The 17,809-nt window shown below is 37.5% G+C and carries 15 protein-coding genes; 7 read left to right on the top strand and 8 right to left on the bottom strand.

Annotated features, from left to right (window positions below; translation table 11 throughout):
• Positions 1-54: 54 nt before the first annotated feature.
• The gene (locus tag HXT30_RS05570; RefSeq protein WP_422111502.1) at positions 55-2,646 is read left to right on the top strand and encodes a kinase; all 2,592 of its coding nucleotides are present in this window, start codon (positions 55-57) and stop codon (positions 2,644-2,646) included.
• 37 nt (positions 2,647-2,683) lie between these two features.
• Positions 2,684-3,637, top strand: coding sequence for a thioredoxin-disulfide reductase (gene trxB, locus HXT30_RS05565; RefSeq protein ID WP_422111501.1), 954 nt, complete (start codon positions 2,684-2,686; stop codon positions 3,635-3,637).
• A 65-nt stretch (positions 3,638-3,702) separates the two neighbouring features.
• Here the strand turns inward: trxB and HXT30_RS05560 are convergent, their stop codons facing one another.
• The 8 genes from HXT30_RS05560 to rpmH all read right to left on the bottom strand — a co-directional run bounded on the left by HXT30_RS05560 (position 3,703) and on the right by rpmH (position 9,878).
• A complete protein-coding gene (locus HXT30_RS05560; protein WP_422111850.1) occupies positions 3,703-5,067 on the bottom strand; it encodes a ParB/RepB/Spo0J family partition protein in 1,365 nt (454 codons plus the stop codon).
• Positions 5,067-6,017 (bottom strand): ParA family protein, encoded by a 951-nt coding sequence (locus HXT30_RS05555; protein ID WP_422111500.1) that lies wholly within the window; start codon positions 6,015-6,017, stop codon positions 5,067-5,069. Before HXT30_RS05555 ends, HXT30_RS05560 begins: the two co-directional genes overlap by 1 nt.
• 286 nt (positions 6,018-6,303) lie before the next feature.
• Positions 6,304-7,011: a 16S rRNA (guanine(527)-N(7))-methyltransferase RsmG gene (gene rsmG, locus HXT30_RS05550; RefSeq protein ID WP_422111499.1), complete on the bottom strand. Its 708-nt coding sequence runs from the start codon at positions 7,009-7,011 to the stop codon at positions 6,304-6,306.
• A 95-nt stretch (positions 7,012-7,106) separates the two neighbouring features.
• Complete coding sequence (locus tag HXT30_RS05545) at positions 7,107-7,685, bottom strand: protein jag (RefSeq protein WP_016635500.1); 579 nt, start codon at positions 7,683-7,685, stop codon at positions 7,107-7,109.
• A 140-nt stretch (positions 7,686-7,825) separates the two neighbouring features.
• Complete coding sequence (gene yidC / locus HXT30_RS05540; RefSeq protein WP_116438089.1) at positions 7,826-8,836, bottom strand: membrane protein insertase YidC; 1,011 nt, start codon at positions 8,834-8,836, stop codon at positions 7,826-7,828.
• Positions 8,836-9,156, bottom strand: a complete 321-nt coding sequence (gene yidD / locus HXT30_RS05535) for a membrane protein insertion efficiency factor YidD (RefSeq protein WP_032812863.1) — start codon at positions 9,154-9,156, stop codon at positions 8,836-8,838. The genes yidC and yidD overlap by 1 nt, the downstream gene beginning before the upstream one ends.
• A gap of 66 nt (positions 9,157-9,222) precedes the next feature.
• Positions 9,223-9,723, bottom strand: coding sequence for a ribonuclease P protein component (rnpA, locus tag HXT30_RS05530; protein WP_422111498.1), 501 nt, complete (start codon positions 9,721-9,723; stop codon positions 9,223-9,225).
• A gap of 20 nt (positions 9,724-9,743) precedes the next feature.
• Positions 9,744-9,878, bottom strand: coding sequence for a 50S ribosomal protein L34 (rpmH, locus tag HXT30_RS05525; protein WP_004114029.1), 135 nt, complete (start codon positions 9,876-9,878; stop codon positions 9,744-9,746).
• A 427-nt stretch (positions 9,879-10,305) separates the two neighbouring features.
• Here rpmH and dnaA point away from each other — a divergent pair, with 427 nt between their 5' ends.
• The 5 genes from dnaA (at position 10,306) to gyrB (ending at position 17,759) form a co-directional block, all read left to right on the top strand.
• A complete protein-coding gene (gene dnaA / locus HXT30_RS05520) occupies positions 10,306-12,042 on the top strand; it encodes a chromosomal replication initiator protein DnaA (RefSeq protein WP_020757072.1) in 1,737 nt (578 codons plus the stop codon).
• Between the two features lie 417 nt (positions 12,043-12,459).
• Positions 12,460-13,578, top strand: a complete 1,119-nt coding sequence (gene dnaN / locus HXT30_RS05515) for a DNA polymerase III subunit beta (RefSeq protein ID WP_116285336.1) — start codon at positions 12,460-12,462, stop codon at positions 13,576-13,578.
• 36 nt (positions 13,579-13,614) lie between these two features.
• On the top strand, positions 13,615-15,045 hold the full coding sequence (locus HXT30_RS05510; protein WP_422111497.1) for a DNA replication/repair protein RecF: 1,431 nt from the start codon (positions 13,615-13,617) through the stop codon (positions 15,043-15,045).
• Positions 15,042-15,533 (top strand): DciA family protein, encoded by a 492-nt coding sequence (locus tag HXT30_RS05505; protein ID WP_016829493.1) that lies wholly within the window; start codon positions 15,042-15,044, stop codon positions 15,531-15,533. Before HXT30_RS05510 ends, HXT30_RS05505 begins: the two co-directional genes overlap by 4 nt.
• Before the next feature lie 150 nt (positions 15,534-15,683).
• Positions 15,684-17,759, top strand: a complete 2,076-nt coding sequence (gyrB, locus tag HXT30_RS05500; protein ID WP_004131183.1) for a DNA topoisomerase (ATP-hydrolyzing) subunit B — start codon at positions 15,684-15,686, stop codon at positions 17,757-17,759.
• Positions 17,760-17,809: the final 50 nt, after the last annotated feature.

Raw genomic sequence — 17,809 nt, 5'->3', positions numbered from 1 at the left:
ATGGGATTTATTATTTACGCATATTCATTACTCATGTAGGAAGCCGGGGAGTAGATGAAACCTCAGTTGGGAGATATTATACTTAATCGCTACGCTCTAATATCACCTTTGCGAGAAGAAGCAGGCATTCAAGTATGGAAAGCTAGCGACCGCATACTTGCTAGAGATTGCCAGCTCTTTATTGTGCGCGACCGTAGATTCCTTCCCGAAGTAAACACAATATCTTCTACTCTTGCACTATCTAGAATCCGCAAATTTACGCCAGTTCTAAAAATTCACAACATAGATGATGTTGCAATTATTATAACTGAGTTGGATTCTGGAATAACTGTAGACGACTACATAAAATCACACAGCTCTACACTTAGCTACGAAGCTATACGCTCTATTGTTGCCGAAGCAGCAAACGCGCTTAGTAAACTTCTTACATCTGGAATAACTCATTATGCTATTTCAACAAACACAGTAAGAATCACAAATAATGGAGTAGAGCTAGCTTGCGCGCCAATAAGCCCTCTACTAAAAGACGTTACTGTTGAATATTCAAAGCAAGATTCGCAAAACAAACAAGATAAGCCGAATACTAAAAATAAGCAAGACGCGCAGGATTCGCAGGATTCGCAAAACGAAAGCGAAAATCAAGACAAAAGCGAAGAACAGTCTAAAAACTTGCCACAAAGTGTAGAAAACATTGCAACACATCAGCTTTCTGCGCTTTTATATGCTCTTCTTACGCGCACTGGATACACGCAAAATAACACAGTTTTTAACGTTTCTAGACTTGCAGACGGCGTTCCTGGCGAATTTGTTATGATTTGCAAAAGAGGCCTTTCTTCTGCTAAGGATTCAAGCATTATTCCAATGGCATCTATTGGGGAGCTTCTGGCACTTTTAGGCACATATACTCCTGTTAAAAAGCTTAGCGAAAAAGATATTATTCTTAACAATAATGCAAGCGAATCTTCTATTCAAAAAGCACTACTTTTACCTTGCAAAGACGAAGATCTTATTGATTTTCCAGAAGGATTATCTAAGAACGAAGATTTTCTTGAAAACGAACTATCAAGTCAAGAATCTATTGGTATTTTAGATTCAAGTGATTTATCAATAAAAAACGAAGACGAAAAGCCTAGCAAGTTTGGCAAAAACGCTAAAAATACTGGTCTTAAAAATGCAAGCAAAACCATTGGTGCTTTAAGCGCTTTACTAAAAAGAAATGGTGATAATTCTGGGAAAAAACTTGATTCTTTGCCAGAGTCCGATTCAACTGGAACAGACTACGACTTCCACGATATTGCTGCAGCAGAAATGGCGAATATTTTAGCTCCAACTGAGCTAGACGCCGATGATTCAATTTTCCACAATTTGTCTTCAACATACACAAGCTTCCCTAGCTATTCAACCGATAAATCGCAAGCAAGCGAAGAGAATAAGGTTGGCGAAAATAAAAATAACGAGAATAGCAAAAATGCAAACATTGGCAATGATTCTACAAACGACTCGTACGCAAAAGAAAATGGCAATAAAAGCGCGTTAAACACTTTAGACTCGCTAACTTCTGGAAACGATTATTCACAAAAAGATGACTTATCTTCGCCACTAATGCCTAGAAGATTCGACTTTGAAGACCTTCTAAGCAGTAACACAAAACACACGGAGTTGCTTTCTAAGCCGCAAATCTTGCCATTAGAAGCCGAATCAACAGGAAGAGTGCCTGTTGTAGACAGCAATGGGCGTTTTGTTGCTCCTGGCGAAGAATCCGCTAGAGCATTGCGAGAAGAGGAGCTAGAAAACGAGGAATATGGCGATTACAGCAGCCAGAATGCTGGATTATTGTCTCACTCATCCATGCCTCCTAGCTTCCAGCCTCACGAGCATCAAGACGACTTAAAAGCAAAGAAATCTTCGAATCAAAACAATGTAGATATTGCGGATGCTAAGATTTTTGGAGGACTTTCTACAAAAGTCTTAGCTATTGGCATTGTTGCATTGCTGGTAGTTGTTGTTTTTGCAATATCTTTGCATAGTCTTTTTAACTCTCACGAAGCGCCATCAAACTTTGCAAAATCTAATTCTTGGGATTCGCAAAGTGTTGAAAATGTGCCTTTTGGAAGTCAAGGTGTTCTTTCGGAAGATAAAAGCGATTCATCTAAAGAAAAGCAACCAAGTAAGAACAATACAAGTAAGGCTGGCGAAAAGAAGGCTGGCGAAAAGAATAAGAGCAATAAGGATAATAAAAGCCTTAAAAACAAGAATAAGAAACAAAATAAACGCAAGAAAGTAAAGCAAGTACCAAAGCCTAAAATGCCTACTAACAACACGCCTTACCCTATAGATATTCAGCAATTCTTGGAAGATACGGGCAATCAACGCGGCTACGGCTATTACATGCACTTAACTCAGCCTCAAGAAGCATACAGATTTGTTGTTTCGATTCGTTCTTCGGGCGGGCATGGGTATTTGATTGCAAATTCCAAGAACGATCCTAGCGCTGGAGAAAAAGTTGCAGACTTTACCTTTGACGCTAGCGGAGTAACAGACGTAAAGTTCAAAAAGCCTATAACTGCGCAAGACTTTATCTTGTGGGTTCCACAAGGGTCTATACCAATGAATGGGCTATATATAAACTACGTTAGAATTTACTAAAAAATATTAAAACTATTAGGAATATTAGGAATATTTTATGAAAACTGTGCAAAAAAACGTAATTATTATTGGCTCTGGTCCTGCTGGATACACTTCTGCTTTGTATTTAGCGCGCGCTGGATACAGCCCTCTAGTTATTGCTGGAGCACTAACACCTGGCGGGCAGCTTATGAACACTACCGAAGTGGAAAATTATCCAGGATTTGCAGACGGCATTTTAGGCCCAGACTTAATGGAAGCAATGCAAAAACAGGCAGAAAAATTCGGCGCACAAATCTTGCTTAACGATGTTGTTTCCGTAGATTTTAATGGCGATTTAAAAGCGATTACAACCGATGATGGTGTAACTTATACATCTAAGGCTGTAATCGTTTCTACGGGCTCACAAGTGCGCAAATTAGGCGTTCCAGGAGAGCAGGAGTACTCGGGCCGCGGTGTTTCTTATTGTGCAACTTGTGACGGATTCTTCTTTAGGGAAAAGCCTATTGTTGTTGTAGGCGGTGGTGATTCTGCTTTCGAAGAAGCACTTTTCTTAACTCGTTTTGGCTCTTGCGTAACGCTTATTCACAGGCGTGATTCATTCCGCGCGTCTAAGATTATGGTTGACCGCGCGCGCAAAAACAGCAAAATCAATTTTGTTTTAGATTCTGTTGTTTGCTCTGTAAACGGCGTGGATGGAGATGCACAATCTGTAACTGTTAAGAATGTTAAAACTGGCGAGACTCAAAATATTGAGGCAAGCGGAATTTTCGTTGCAATCGGCCACTCCCCATCTACAAGTTTCTTAGATGGTGCTTTAGATCTTAACGAAGATGGCACTATTGCTGTGCAAGGAGCATCTACTAAAACTTCAATTCCTGGCGTTTTTGCTGCTGGCGATGTTGTAGATAGCGTGTATAGGCAAGCAATATCTGCTGCTGGCATGGGCTGCCGCGCGGCCCTTGATGCACAAGCCTATTTGAATGATTTAACTAATTTGAACGAAGAATAATTTTTTGTTCCACGTGAAACAATAACCCCCAATAATTGTATTAACAGCTTATTGGGGGTTTATTATTAATCTTTTTTATCTACTAAAATATTGACTATTCGATGCAGTTCTTCTGGAGAAGAAAATACTATTTCGATTCTTCCGTGATTTTCGCTTCCTTTAATGGCAACTTTTGTGGAGAATCGATCTTCAAGCTGCTTTCTAATTGGAGAAGACACCCACTTGTTGTTTCGTTTAACTCTAGTTCTTCTAGAAGAATCGTCTCCATTGTCTACTTTAATAGAAACAATTTCTTCCGTACTGCGAACCGATAAGCCTTCTGCAATAATGCGTTTTGCAAGAGCTTCCATTTCTTCTGTAGAAGCCAATGCAAGAAGAGCGCGGGCGTGACCCGCAGAAAGCACTCCCGACGCAATATGCTTTTGCACGCTGGCTGGCAAATTCAAAAGTCGCAAGGTGTTTGCGATTTGCGGACGAGACTTAGAAACGGACTTAGAAAGCTGAATTTGCGTAAGTCCAAAATCATCAATCATTTGAGCATAAGCTGCAGCTTCTTCTAACGGATTTAATGCAACTCTGTGCAAATTCTCCAAAAGGGCATCCCTAAGCATGTTTTCATCCGAAGTGGTTCTAACAATCGCTGGAATCTTTTTAAGACCAGCTAGCTGTGTTGCTCTCCACCTTCGCTCGCCCATTATTAACTCATAATGAGCATTGTGTAAATCATCTTTACTTACATCCTTGATTTTTCGCACAACAATTGGCTGCAAAACTCCAACCTCTTTGATTGAAGCAGACAATTCTTGAAGCTCTTCTTCGTCAAAAATCGTACGCGGCTGATGAGCATTAGGAATAATATCACTTGGATCTAAATACTCTAAATAGCCACCTTCAATGGGCTTTAGCTCTTGCGTTTGGCTTGTTTGTTTGTCTTGCGATATTTTTTCTGCAACTTTATTTTTATCATTATCTTCGTTCTTTTGCTTTGAAGAAACAAATGACTTAGAAGCAGAATCACCAAAGAAAAAGTCAATTGGCCTTGTAACGTCATCAATTGACGGCATAGAAGTTCGTTTTGCTGAATGCTTATTTTTGCTAGCGATTGACGGCACTGTTTCACGTGAAACAGAAGTATTTTCCCCCAATTTTTGGCTTAAATGCGGGGAAATTGAGTCATCAACGCTAGGAACCTTAGCGGGCTTTTTTGCAAATACTTTGGTTTCACGTGAAACATTTTTTTGCGTATTTTTATCTACGATTTTACTGTCTGTTTCACGTGAAACAGTGCTCGAAGTGTCATTACTCTCTAATGTTTCATGTGAAACATCTTCAATCTTTTTGTTAGCAAACTCATCTAAACTATCTTCTCCAGGAAGTGCAGGGAATAATGCACCCAATCCTTTACCCAAACGCGATTTACTTGCACTCATCACTCATTACCCTCTCTTTTTGAATCAATAACAGACAAAATTACATCAGACTTATTAGCTATCTCAAATGCAGCTTCTCTATAAGACACAGCACCCGTTCCATGTGGATCGTAGGTTATAACACTTTGATTAAAACTTGGCGCTTCTGGAATCTTAACAGTTCGCGGAATAGTGGTATTAAGAACAATATTTGGATAATGATTTTTAACTTCTTGAAAAACTTCCCTACCAAGAAGAGTTCGCTTATCAAACATTGTTACAAGCATTGTAGAAACAACAAGCGCAGGATTATAGTGCTTTTGAACCAAACCAATTGTTCTAATCAACTGACCTAAGCCTTCAAGAGCATAGTATTCTGCTTGAATCGGAATTAGCATCTCGTGCACAGCACACATTGCATTAATTACTAAAAGACCAAGAGAAGGTGGGCAATCAATAAAAACGTAATCGTAATGTTCGCTGCTAGAGCTTAAAAACTCATCAATTGCGTTCTTAAGAAGATTATTCCTATCTTCCATTTGAGCAACTTCTAATTCAGCACCACTTAACTCAATCGAAGCTGGAACAACATCTAGCCCTGCAATATCTGGGCACTCTTGTTTGACATCAGCAATAGTCTTTCTTCCTTCAATAACATCATAAATAGAAGGATCTGCGGAAGAATGTGGTATATTCATTGCCGTAGAAGCATTACCTTGCGGATCCATATCAATTAATAAAACTTTCGAGCCGCCAACAGCCATTGCTGCCGACAAATTCACAGCGGAACTGGTTTTTCCAACTCCGCCTTTTTGATTCGCAACCGCAATAAAACGCGTATTCTTCGGCTTAGGGAACACAACGCCATCAATGGCATGGAAGCGACTGGTTATATCTGCCAACTCACTGCCCAAGGAAGATCCAGAATCCCCAAAAATACGTTTAATTGTATCTTCTGCTGATTCCACCATTCACACCACCCCGCCCACCTATGGGAAATTACCAAACTTAACCAATTTAACCGTAGTATTTTCAAGTTTCCTTTCTTCTATGGACATAAAACACCAGAAAAATTGCAGAAAATACTACAAAAATATTATAAAAACACACAGTTTCACGTGAAACATATAACATCTTTATTCAGTTTCACGTGAAACATTCAATGAAAATTAACGCAACAAAATAATTGCGCATAAAAGTACAGAACTAAATAAAAGTACAGAACTAAATCACAAAAATTAAATCAGCCTCTATCAATCAGCCTCTATCAATTATTACAACACTTGTTGATTGGAGGCCTTTAGCAACAGGTGCATCAACTACTCTAGGATTTAACCCCTTTACTTTTTTAATCATCTTTTCAGCCTTATCAATCTCCGCTTGTGCAGACTTTCCTTTTAACGCGATTAGTTGGCCATTCTTGCCCAATAGTGGAATGGTCCATCCAGCCAATTTTGTCATAGGTGCAACAGCTCTACATGTAACTACGTCAAATGCTGGAATTTCGTGAGACTTAACTTTAGCAATAACTTCGTCTGATCTTCCATGAAAAACTGTAACATTTTTTAGACCCATAACCTCTACGCATTCTTTTAACCAAAGAACTCGTCTTTCCATTGGTTCAATTAATGTTACTTTGCAATCTGGCAAACAAGCAGCAACAACAATTCCTGGAAAACCTCCGCCGCTTCCAACATCTGCGATGGATTTTTTATTTGACTTTTCAACTGCTTTTTTAACAAATGGAACAACTGCAGCAGAATTTAGAATATGCCTTTCCCAAAGAATATTCATATCTCTAGGACCAACAAGGCCGCGAACTAATCCCTCTTTCTTAAGTTTCACGTGAAACATCTTACATTTATCAATAGCATTGCCTAAGACTTCACTCAACAAAGGGGAGTTATCTAATTCATCTACATTGTTTTCATCTACATTGTTTTGTAAATTGTCAGCCTGTTCCATATCTAAAATCTTTTCCGCAAATCAGCCCCTCAAACAAAAAGTAACACAATAAAACATTTTTGTTCCATTGTGTTACTTTTTATTTAAGCTAATTGCTACTCTGTATATTCTTCGTCCAACTCTACGTCTACATCATCCATGTCTACATCCACATCTTCATCTAAATCATCATCTTCAATGGCACTTGCAGGCATATAAACAGTAACGTAGCGGTGTGGTTCTTCTCCATGAGACCTAGACCTTAAGCCTTCTTCTCTAACTGTATCGTGAATAACTTTACGCTCAAACGAATTCATTGGCTTCAAATCAACAGAATCACCAGTTTCGCGAACTTCATCAACAGCATCCAACGCAATATCTCGCAAATGTTGACGCTTACGCTTAAGGAACCCATCAACGTCTACAATTAAGTGCGATCTTTCACCAGTTTTTTGCTGAACAGCTAGACGGCTCAATTGTTGCAAAGCATCAACAACCTCTCCATCTCTACCAATCAAATGCTTAATATCGGAATCATCATCCGCAACAATTTGAATCATTGGCCTATTGTTGCGAACGCCCATTTCAATATCGCCTTCGTAGTCGGCAATATCTAAAAGTCCTTCTAAGTAATCGGCAGCTATATCAGCTTCCTCATTGAGCTGGTCAATGCTCCTGGTCTCGTCTTGTGCCATTTACATACTCCTTAATTTCAATAAATGTCAAGAATCACAATTCTGTGTACAGTTTAACTGAAGATAAATCCAAATTTATAAATTATTTTAATAATTTTAATGAATCTAATAAATAAATTCACATTTACCTTGTTTTTACATTATTTACTTGTTTTTCGCTTGCGATTAGGCTGCTTACGCTGGAATCCTTCTGATTCTCTGCGCTTAGCTTCTTCTCGAGCCTGTTGAAGCTTTTCTTCTTCAATAGAAGGCAAACCTTCGCGCTTTCTGCGCTCGGATTCTTTTTTGTAATCGCGCTCTTCTTTTTCCTCGGCTGCAGGAGATCCTGGAGTTGGGAAGGCGTACACCTGCCAAATAGAGCGAAGCATATTCATAATGTTGTTTACAAGCCAATAAACAAGCATTGCAAATGGAAGAGCAAATGCAGAGAAAACGTAGATTAATGGGAATCCCCACATCATAAGTTTTTGCATCGTATACTGTGGACCCTGCTTCGATTCTGGCGGAAGATTCTTACGAATATTGTTAAATTGCATGTACCACATTGCAGCACACATCAAAATAACAAAGATTACAATAACAACTTTTCCGCCCGCTTGAACCGTCATAAACGTGTCGGAAACACCAACACCAAACACATGCGTTTTAACGAATTGCTGTGCTGTAGCAACATCAAAAGCACCAAGAGCAGTATGCTTTCCTCTAGCAATAAATGGAATAACAGAAAGCGTATACCAAATACTCATAAATGCTGGGCCTTGAATCATCATTGGCAAGCAGCTTCCAGCAGGATTTGCGTTATTCTCCTGATACAGCTTCATCATTTCTCGCTGCATGGCTTCTTTGCTAGCAGAATCGTTTTTACCCTTATACTTTTGCTGAATTTTCTTCATTTTAGGAGCGATCGCTTGCATATTGCGCATGCCCTTAATGCTTTTTATAAAGGCAGGGAATATGCACGCGTGCACAACAAGCACAAGAAAGACGATTGAAAGAACCCAGGAGAATCCAATTTCATTCATTCCAATAAGAACAAATAGCTTGTGGAAAAGCGCCATTACTTGAGTCATAAGCCACTCAACTGGCGTGAGGATTTTATAGAACCATCCCCAAGGTCCATTATCAAGTAAAAAGTGGTCTTGATTAAACATTAGTTTTCCTTGTCTTGATCAGCCAAGGGAGTTAACCGTGGCTCTTCATGCGCTTTGGACCAAGCGCAACGATAAAAAATTGAATATTTGCGTGGTACATCGTCAATACTGCAGCTAGTCCATGGTCTACAGCGCAACAGCCGTAAAACGGCCAGAACGCCACCCTTAAACGCTCCATAGCGGCTAACGGCTTCTATAGCGTATCTTGAGCAAGTTGGGTAGTATCGGCAGCAAGCTGGTCTATTAGCAGAAATCGCGCGTTGATACCAGCGAATCGCTTTTATAATCAAATTCGCTACAACACTTTTTCTGCTGCTCATAGCTATCACTATTCCTTAAACCAACTTATTAAATCAACTTATTGTTGTTTTGCTGATTAATAGCGGTTATGCTGCTTGATTTAATTTGTGATCTACTTCTGCGGATTCCTGATTGTTATCTTGATTTCTGGCTATTTTTCCAAAAATCTTTTTAATCTGCTCATTTAATGATTCAAACGATGCACTAGCAGCAGTAGATTTAGCTCTTAGAACCACGTCACAACCATTTGGAAGTAACGATTGATGCTGTTTTGCTATTACTCTAAAGCGTCTTTTTACTTTATTTCTAACAACAGCTTTTCCTACGCTTTTAGATACAGCAAGTCCTAGCCTTAAGTCAGCTTCATTTTGTTGAGTCTGATTTAAGGTATCACAAAATGCCGCGGGTGTATTACCATCACAACCCGTGGCAATCTGATTCAGACTTGTTTTTTCGCCTTCGTTAAGCGCGTTTAACACGGCTATATCGCCACGCATGCTGTAATGCGCGACGATATCCCGTGAACACACCTTGCGTCGTTTTTTGAGCACCGCAACAAAATCGCGATGGCTTTTCAGCCTATCCATGCTTTACGACGCGCTCCATCTCAGGCAGATAGTGTCTTACGGCCCTTAGCGCGACGACGATTAATCACTGCGCGGCCAGCACGAGTACGCATGCGAACGCGGAAGCCGTGCTTCATGTGACGACGACGGTTGTTAGGCTGGAATGTCCTCTTCATAACTAACGCTCCTGTATTTAGCCATGCAAAAGCACGGCTCCGTATGAGTCAAGCTATACTAAATTACTATTACCCCTCACCAAGAGTCAAAAAATCTTTTTATAAACGTGTTTACAATTGCGCTTGAGTAAGTCAAATTTTTTAATACCGTAAAATTTTCTGTACCATTTTTACCAAATCAAACTACTTATAAAAGCCTTGAAAAATGTGGATTAGCAGCTTTTATTTTATCCACAAATTACACACATGTTATTCACAATTAAGCATTTTCAACACGCGAGGCTGTGGATAACTTCTTAGGGTTGGAGTAAACATATTCTACTAGCACTCTTTACGCGCGCGAATAGATATGCATTCTGTTGTGCATTTCTGTTGGTTAAGCGTAAAGAATCAATAAAATGTTTCTGCCAGTTTTAGGGGGTGTAGCATGACGGATTCTTTTAGCGATCCAAATGCGCAAGCCACTATTGTGTGGTCAAATACCCTTGCAGTGTTGCGTCATAATGCTCTTTTAAGTAATCGTGATAAAAGCTGGTTTGAAAGTGTAAAACCTGAATCTATTTTTGGAACTACCATTGTTCTTTGTGTCTCCAATATAGAAACACAGCAAGCTTTGCAAAATGAGCTTAGCTCAGCGCTGCTTACGTCATTAAAAATTTGTACTGGAAAAGATATGTTTCCAGCTTTTAAGATTGTTCCTCAATTAGAAAACAACAATACTGCCACTAATAGCGCAGACACTAACATCAATGCCGCTAATAGCTCTTCCGATTTAAGCAATCTTAATCAGAATGTAAACGATAATTCCCGAGTATTTTCAACATCTTTAGAAGAAAATACAAACGTTAATTCAGACTTATCTTCTTCTAAAAGCAACTATTTAGAAAATATAAAATCAGATTTTGGTGCACAAACTGTTGAAAACACTAGCATTCCTGTAAACACTAATAGTGTTGAAAATGTTGATTCAGCTAGCAACACTCCTGTTCAAAAAGATTTTGACTACGCAACTGGCTTAAATACCATGCAAAACACTGGTTTAGTTAATTCTGGTATTAATTCTGGTATTAATAGTTCACAAGCAAAAATTCCTTCTTCAATAAAAAGGGATCCTGTTACTCACTTAAATACTTGCGCAACTTTTGACACTTTTGTTCCTGGAGATTCTAATCGTTTTGCGCGCACGGTTGCTTTAGCTGTTGCAGAAGGTTCTGGAAAAGACTTTAATCCTTTATGTATTTACGGCGGATCTGGCTTAGGTAAAACACATTTGCTTAATGCTATTGGCAATTATGCTCTTGTTAAGGATTCTTCACTTAAGGTTCGTTATATTACAAGTGAGGAATTTACTAACGAATTTATTGAGGCTTTGCAAAATACAAGTCAAAACCAGGGTCAAATCGCTAATTTTAATAGGCGATTCCGCGAGGTTGATGTTCTTTTAATCGACGACATTCAGTTTTTGGGAGGAAAAGAAGCAACTCTGGAACAATTCTTCCATACTTTTAATGCTCTTTATCAAGCAAGTAAAAGAATTGTTATTGCTTCCGATGTTGCTCCTAAAAATCTTAGAGGATTTGAATCAAGACTTATTTCTAGATTTGAATCTGGATTAACTGTTGATATTAAGCCGCCTGATTTAGAAACTCGAATAGCCATTCTAAGAATGATGGCATTAATGAATAATTCTAACGTTCCTAGCGATGTTCTAGATCTTATTGCGGAACGTTTTACAGAGAATATTCGTGAGCTTGAAGGTGCTTTAACTAGAGTTACAGCCGTTGCATCATTAAGTAATCAACCCGTAAGCAAAGCCTTGGCAGAACAAGCTTTACAAGACTTCTTTGCTTCCGATATTGAAATTCGCCCAACAGATATTATTGGTCAAGTCGCTAAGTACTTCCACATGACTTTTGACGAGATTGTTGGCAGATCTAGAACTAAGAATGTTGCTTTGGCGCGTCAAATTGCAATGTATTTAGCTAGAGAAATGACAAGCATGAGTCTTGTTGATATTGGCGAAGTCTTTGGCGGGCGCGATCACACGACTGTTATGCATGCATATACTCGAATTAGTGGAGAGATGCAAGAAAAGCAGGAAATCTATAACTATGTTATGGAATTAACTGTTAGATTAAAACAAAATCCTGCAAACAAAAAGTAGTTTTACACAAATCTGTGCAACTCTGTGAATTAAAATAAAAAAAGTTATCCACATAGTTAGTCACAAATGTGGTTAAACCCTGCGGATAAGCGGTGGAAAACGCCGTTAAAAAAGTGAATAAACTGTTTATAAAGCAGTTCAAAATGTGGATTACTGAAAAAATAGCTTTAATTGTGGATAACTTGGCTCTTTCTGCACATAATTACTCATAGGTTATCCACATTTTTCTTATGTGCATAACGGCTTTAACAAAGCCTTTCTAGACACATGTCAACATTTCCACATTGCTTATTACTACTATTACTTTATTTTTGAATAATAATAATATTTTTTATTAACACTTAGCATTTATTTCTAAATTAGATTTTCATTAGCCAATGAGATAGAATAAACACAGTTTTAATGAAATGAGGAAATATGAAAGTTGAAGTTAATTCCGCTTCTTTTGCAGACGCACTATCTTGGACTACTCGCGTTATAGATAATCGTCCAGCAAATCCTATTCTTGCAGGCTTAAAGTTAGAAGCAAAAGACGGAACTTTGCAACTTTGCGCATTTAATTATCAACTTTCTAGCCGTCATCACATTGAAGCAGGTGTAGACGAAGCAGGGAGTGTGCTCGTTTTAGGCAGACTACTTGCAGATATAACAAAATCTTTGCCAGCAGAAAAAACGTATTTATCTTCTACTGAAACAACTCTTACGATTACTTCTGGTAAGTCAACATTTACTTTGCAACTTATGCCAGAAGGAGAATATCCAGATTTACCAGAAGTTCCTTCAAAACTTGGTCAAGTAGATGCTCCTACTTTTGTTCAAGCTGTAAATCAAGCTTCTGTAGCAGTTTCTAGAGAAGAAGATAGGCCAGTTTTAACAGGAATTCATGCTCGTTTTGAAGATGATACTGTTACTTTTACAGCTACAGACAGATATCGTCTTGCTCGTTCCACCTTTAGATGGACTCCAGAGCATAACGATATAAACACTTCAACTCTTATTAAGGGAAGTATTCTTAAAGATATTTCACGCTCTGTTGACGAGCATCAAAATGTTGTTATTAGCTTAGATGAGCAAGAACCTTCTGTTCTTGGATTTGAAAATTCTGGAAGAATTAGTACTTCTCAACTTATTGATGGAGAATTTCCTTCTGTAGATAGTCTTTTTGTTGATGAGTATCCTATTCACGCAATTATTAATCGACAAATGCTTATTAACGCAATTAAGCGCGTTGCTATTGTTGCAGAAAAATATGCTCCAATCTATATGTCTTTTGCGGAAAATGAACTTACTTTAAGTGCTGGAAATGAAAGTGAATCTAAAGCAAAAGAAACTATTGACATAGATATGGATGGTCAAGATATTATTGTTGCTTTTAATCCTAATTATTTGATTGAAGGATTAAGCGTTATTAGTGAGCCATTTGTTCACGTAAAAATCACATCTACTATTAAGGCTGTTGAATTTAATGGTCAACAAGAAGCAGATGGCGATGAATCAATGAATTACAGATATCTTGTTGTTCCAATGCATCCTTAAAACGAATACTTATAACGAATAACTGTAGCTAAATAAATGTATGTTTCAAAGCTTGCATTAGATCATTTTCGTTCGTGGAGCAATTGTGTACTCGACTTTTCCCCAAAAATTAATATTCTATTAGGTTCAAACGGTTTAGGTAAAACTAATATTGTTGAATCGTTAGAAGTTATTTCAACGGGAACAAGTCATAGAGTATCTTCTTTAATGCCATTAATAGAGATAAATCATAATTGCGCTACAATACGTGCAAATGTTAAGGATTTTAACAATACTTTCAATAGCAATACTTTAGATAGTTCAAATGATTTAAACGAAACAACATTTGAGCTAAGCATTAATCTAAAGGGTGCTAATAGAGCAAGGATTAATGGTAAAAAATCTCTATATATGAAAGATATAGTTGGCTTAGTTCCTTGTGTTTCTTTTACTCCAAGAGACCAGAATTTGATTGTTTCAGATCCTACTGTTAGAAGAACATTCATTGATCAAGCTGGAGCATTATTAATACCAAACTATTTGCCTATTTTGCAAGAATATAATCATATTGCAAAGCAGCGTTCTGCACTATTAAAAAGTTTATCTAATAATTATTCACCAAATTCAATGAATAATTACAATACGGTTTCTGATTTAGAAGTATGGACTGCTAAGTTTATTAAAACTGGAATAATTCTTACAAAATTACGCAAACAAATAATAGAGTTACTTAATAATGTTTTTTCAAATATTGTTAAACATCTTTCTAACTCATCTAATTTTGCTTCAATCGAATATAATCCTTCTTTTAGTGAGATTAATTTTAGCGAAAATAATTTTGAAAATAATTTTGAAAATAATTTTGAAAATAATTTTGAAAATAATTTTGAAAATAATTTTGAAAATAATTTTGAAAATAATTTTGAAGAAAACAATGATAATTCTATTAGACTTGCGATTAGTGAGCATTTTCAAAGAATTTATAATGGAGAAGTTGCTAGAGGATACAATCTAATAGGGCCTCATCGAGACGATTTTACTATATTGCTTAATAATTATAATGCAAAAGAATTTGCTTCAAACGGTGAATCCTGGACTCTTGCATTAGCATTAAAAATGGCTTTATTTAAGTCATTAGAAAAAAAGAATGGAAAAAAACCTATTGTTATTTTAGATGATGTTTTTGCACAACTAGACGAGTCTAGAAGAAAACAAATTTTAGAATTTGCAAAAAATCAAGATCAAGTTTTTATTACTGTTGCGTCTTTAAGTGATATACCAAAAGATAAAAGTTTGTTGGAAAACTCAATTATTGATGTGTCTAAAATAGCAAAAAAACAAAATGAAGATGATTCTAAATCTTTAGAAAACAATATTGATATTAGTCATAAAATTTTATTGGAAAATATTGTTAATAGTCGTAAAAATAGTGTTGATTATATTGAAAATAATCAAAATAAATCTACTGACTTAGGGGATATTAGATGAAAATTCCCGTAAATAAAATACTAAAATTAGATACAAGAAAGCTTCCAGAACTAATTTTTACGCCTATTAAAAAGAAGGCAATAAAAAAGGTAGTTAATGAACAGAATGCTTATAAAGCTTTAGAAAGTTTTGGAAAACCTGGTAGAGATCCACAAAATCTTTATTCTTTACTTGCAAATTTTGCTAATCAAAACAATTGGAATGAGCAACTTTCTATAGCAAAAATGCGCGAAGATTGGTGGAAAATAGTTGGAAAAAGCGCATCATTGAATTGTTATATAGACAAAATAAAAGATGGCGTTTTAATTGTTAGAACAAAATCAAATGTTTGGTATACGCAACTTATCTATTGCAAGCCTATGCTTGAGAAAAAAATATTTGAATATTCTAAGAATATTAATATTAAAGAAGTCAAAATAGTTGGCCCATCTTTGCAAAAAACAGGCAAAAAATCAATAAACAGTAGGTTTAATATTAATAATCACTAATAATGGCTCTTAATAAAGAGCGGTCATTATGCATGTGTAGAATGTTATGTAATATAGTTAAATCGCTAGAAGACCCTTTTTTGTGCTTTCTAGCGTGTATCGACCTCGTAAATGCCTCTTGGCATGAGGTAATACGGGAAGGGATCTAAAGTGTTAAACACTGAAGATAATTCAATGGAAAATTCTGTTGAAGAACATAAACTAGATGATGCTCAGCTAGATGATTCACTTTCTCCTGAACATTATGATGCTAGTGATCTTCGAGTTCTAGAAGGATTGGAAGCAGTTCGAATTAGGCCAGGTATGTATATTGGTTCAACTGGCCCTAGAGGATTACATCATCTTGTATACGAGATTGTAGATAATTCGGTTGATGAAGCTTTGGCTGGTTATGCTTCTCACATTGAAGTGACAATTTTGCCAGACAATGCAATAAAAGTTGTGGACGATGGACGTGGTATTCCAGTTGACGAAGTGCCAGGCGAAGGCGTTTCTGGTGTTGAAACAGTTATGACTAAGCTTCACGCTGGCGGAAAGTTTGGCGGCGGCGGATACGCTGTTTCTGGCGGCTTGCACGGCGTTGGTATATCTGTTGTTAATGCTCTTTCTACGCGTGTAGAAATTGAAGTTCGTCGTCAAGGATTCCATTGGACTCAAACGTATGTAGATCAACATCCAACTGCTCCTCTTAAAAAAGGTCAGCCAATGGAAGATGGTGAATCTACGGGAACTTCTGTAACGTTCTGGCCAGATGGCGCAATTTTTGAAACAACTACGTACGATTTTGAAACTTTGCGATCTAGATTCCAGCAAATGGCTTTTCTTAACAAGGGATTGAAGATTTCTCTAACTGATTTGCGTAAACCAGATGAAGCAGGGGACGAAGTCACTGGAGAAAATGAATCAATTAGCGAAGAAAAGCATCAAAGCGTTAGCTACAAGTATGATCATGGAATTAAAGATTATGTTGACTACTTGGTTAAATCGCGTAAAGCTGTTCCTGTAGAGCCAGATGTTATTGATTTTGAGGCAGAAGATCTTGAGATTGGTATTTCTGCAGAAATCGCTATGCAATGGACTGTTGCATATTCGGAAGCGGTGCATACTTTTGCAAACACGATTTCTACTACAGAAGGTGGAACGCACGAAGAAGGATTCCGTGCTGCTCTTACATCTCTTGTAAATCGTTATGCTCGAGAAAAGAACATATTAAAAGAAAAAGATACTAATCTTTCTGGTGACGACGTTCGAGAAGGCTTAACAGCAGTTGTTTCTGTAAAGCTTACAACTCCACAGTTTGAAGGTCAGACTAAAACAAAGCTTGGTAATTCCGAAGCTAAGACTTTTGTTCAGCGAGTTATGACCGAAAAGCTTGGAGATTGGTTCGACGCTCATCCAAGTGAAGCAAAGAACATTATTCAAAAAGCAATTGAAGCATCGCGTGCGCGTCTTGCAGCTAAGAAAGCTCGCGAAAATACGCGTAGAAAGTCGATTTTTGAAACTGCTGGAATGCCAGATAAATTGAAGGATTGCCAGTCTAATAATCCAGAAGAATGCGAGCTGTTTATAGTGGAGGGTGATTCCGCAGGTGGCTCCGCAATTCAAGGACGAGACCCTATTACTCAAGCAATTTTGCCATTGCGCGGTAAGATTTTGAATACTGAGCGCGCATCAATCGACAGAATGATGAAGTCGGAAACTATTGAATCATTAATTACTGCTGTTGGTGGTGGTTATGGTGAAGACTTCGACTTAAGCAAAGTTAGATATCACAAAGTCATTATTATGGCTGATGCTGATGTTGATGGTGCTCATATTGCTACATTGAATTTAACACTGTTCTTCCGCTATATGCGACCAATGATTACAGCAGGCTACGTTTACGTTGCAATGCCTCCTCTTTATCGCTTGAAGTGGAGCAAGGGTGCGCATGACTTTGTTTATACGGATGCTGAGCGAGACAGAGTTCTTGCAGAAGGTAAAGCTGCAGGCAGACAACTTCCTAAAGGCGAAGGCATTCAGCGATACAAGGGTTTGGGTGAGATGAGCTATCAGGAATTGTGGGAAACAACAATGGATCCTGAGCACAGAATCTTAAAGCAAATTCATATTGAAGATGCTGCTCGAGCTGATGAAACGTTCTCAATGCTTATGGGAGACGAAGTGGAACCTCGTAGGCTCTTTATTCAACGTAATGCTCACGATGCAAGATTTATTGACGCTTAAAAAATTGTTAAAAATTGTTAAAAAATTGTCAGTAAAAGCATTTAAAGCAA

The organism is Gardnerella sp. DNF00571G (assembly GCF_049262695.1).
Taxonomy (GTDB): Bacteria; Actinomycetota; Actinomycetes; order Actinomycetales; family Bifidobacteriaceae; genus Bifidobacterium; species Bifidobacterium piotii.
This window is presented reverse-complemented; position numbering and strand designations above follow the sequence as displayed.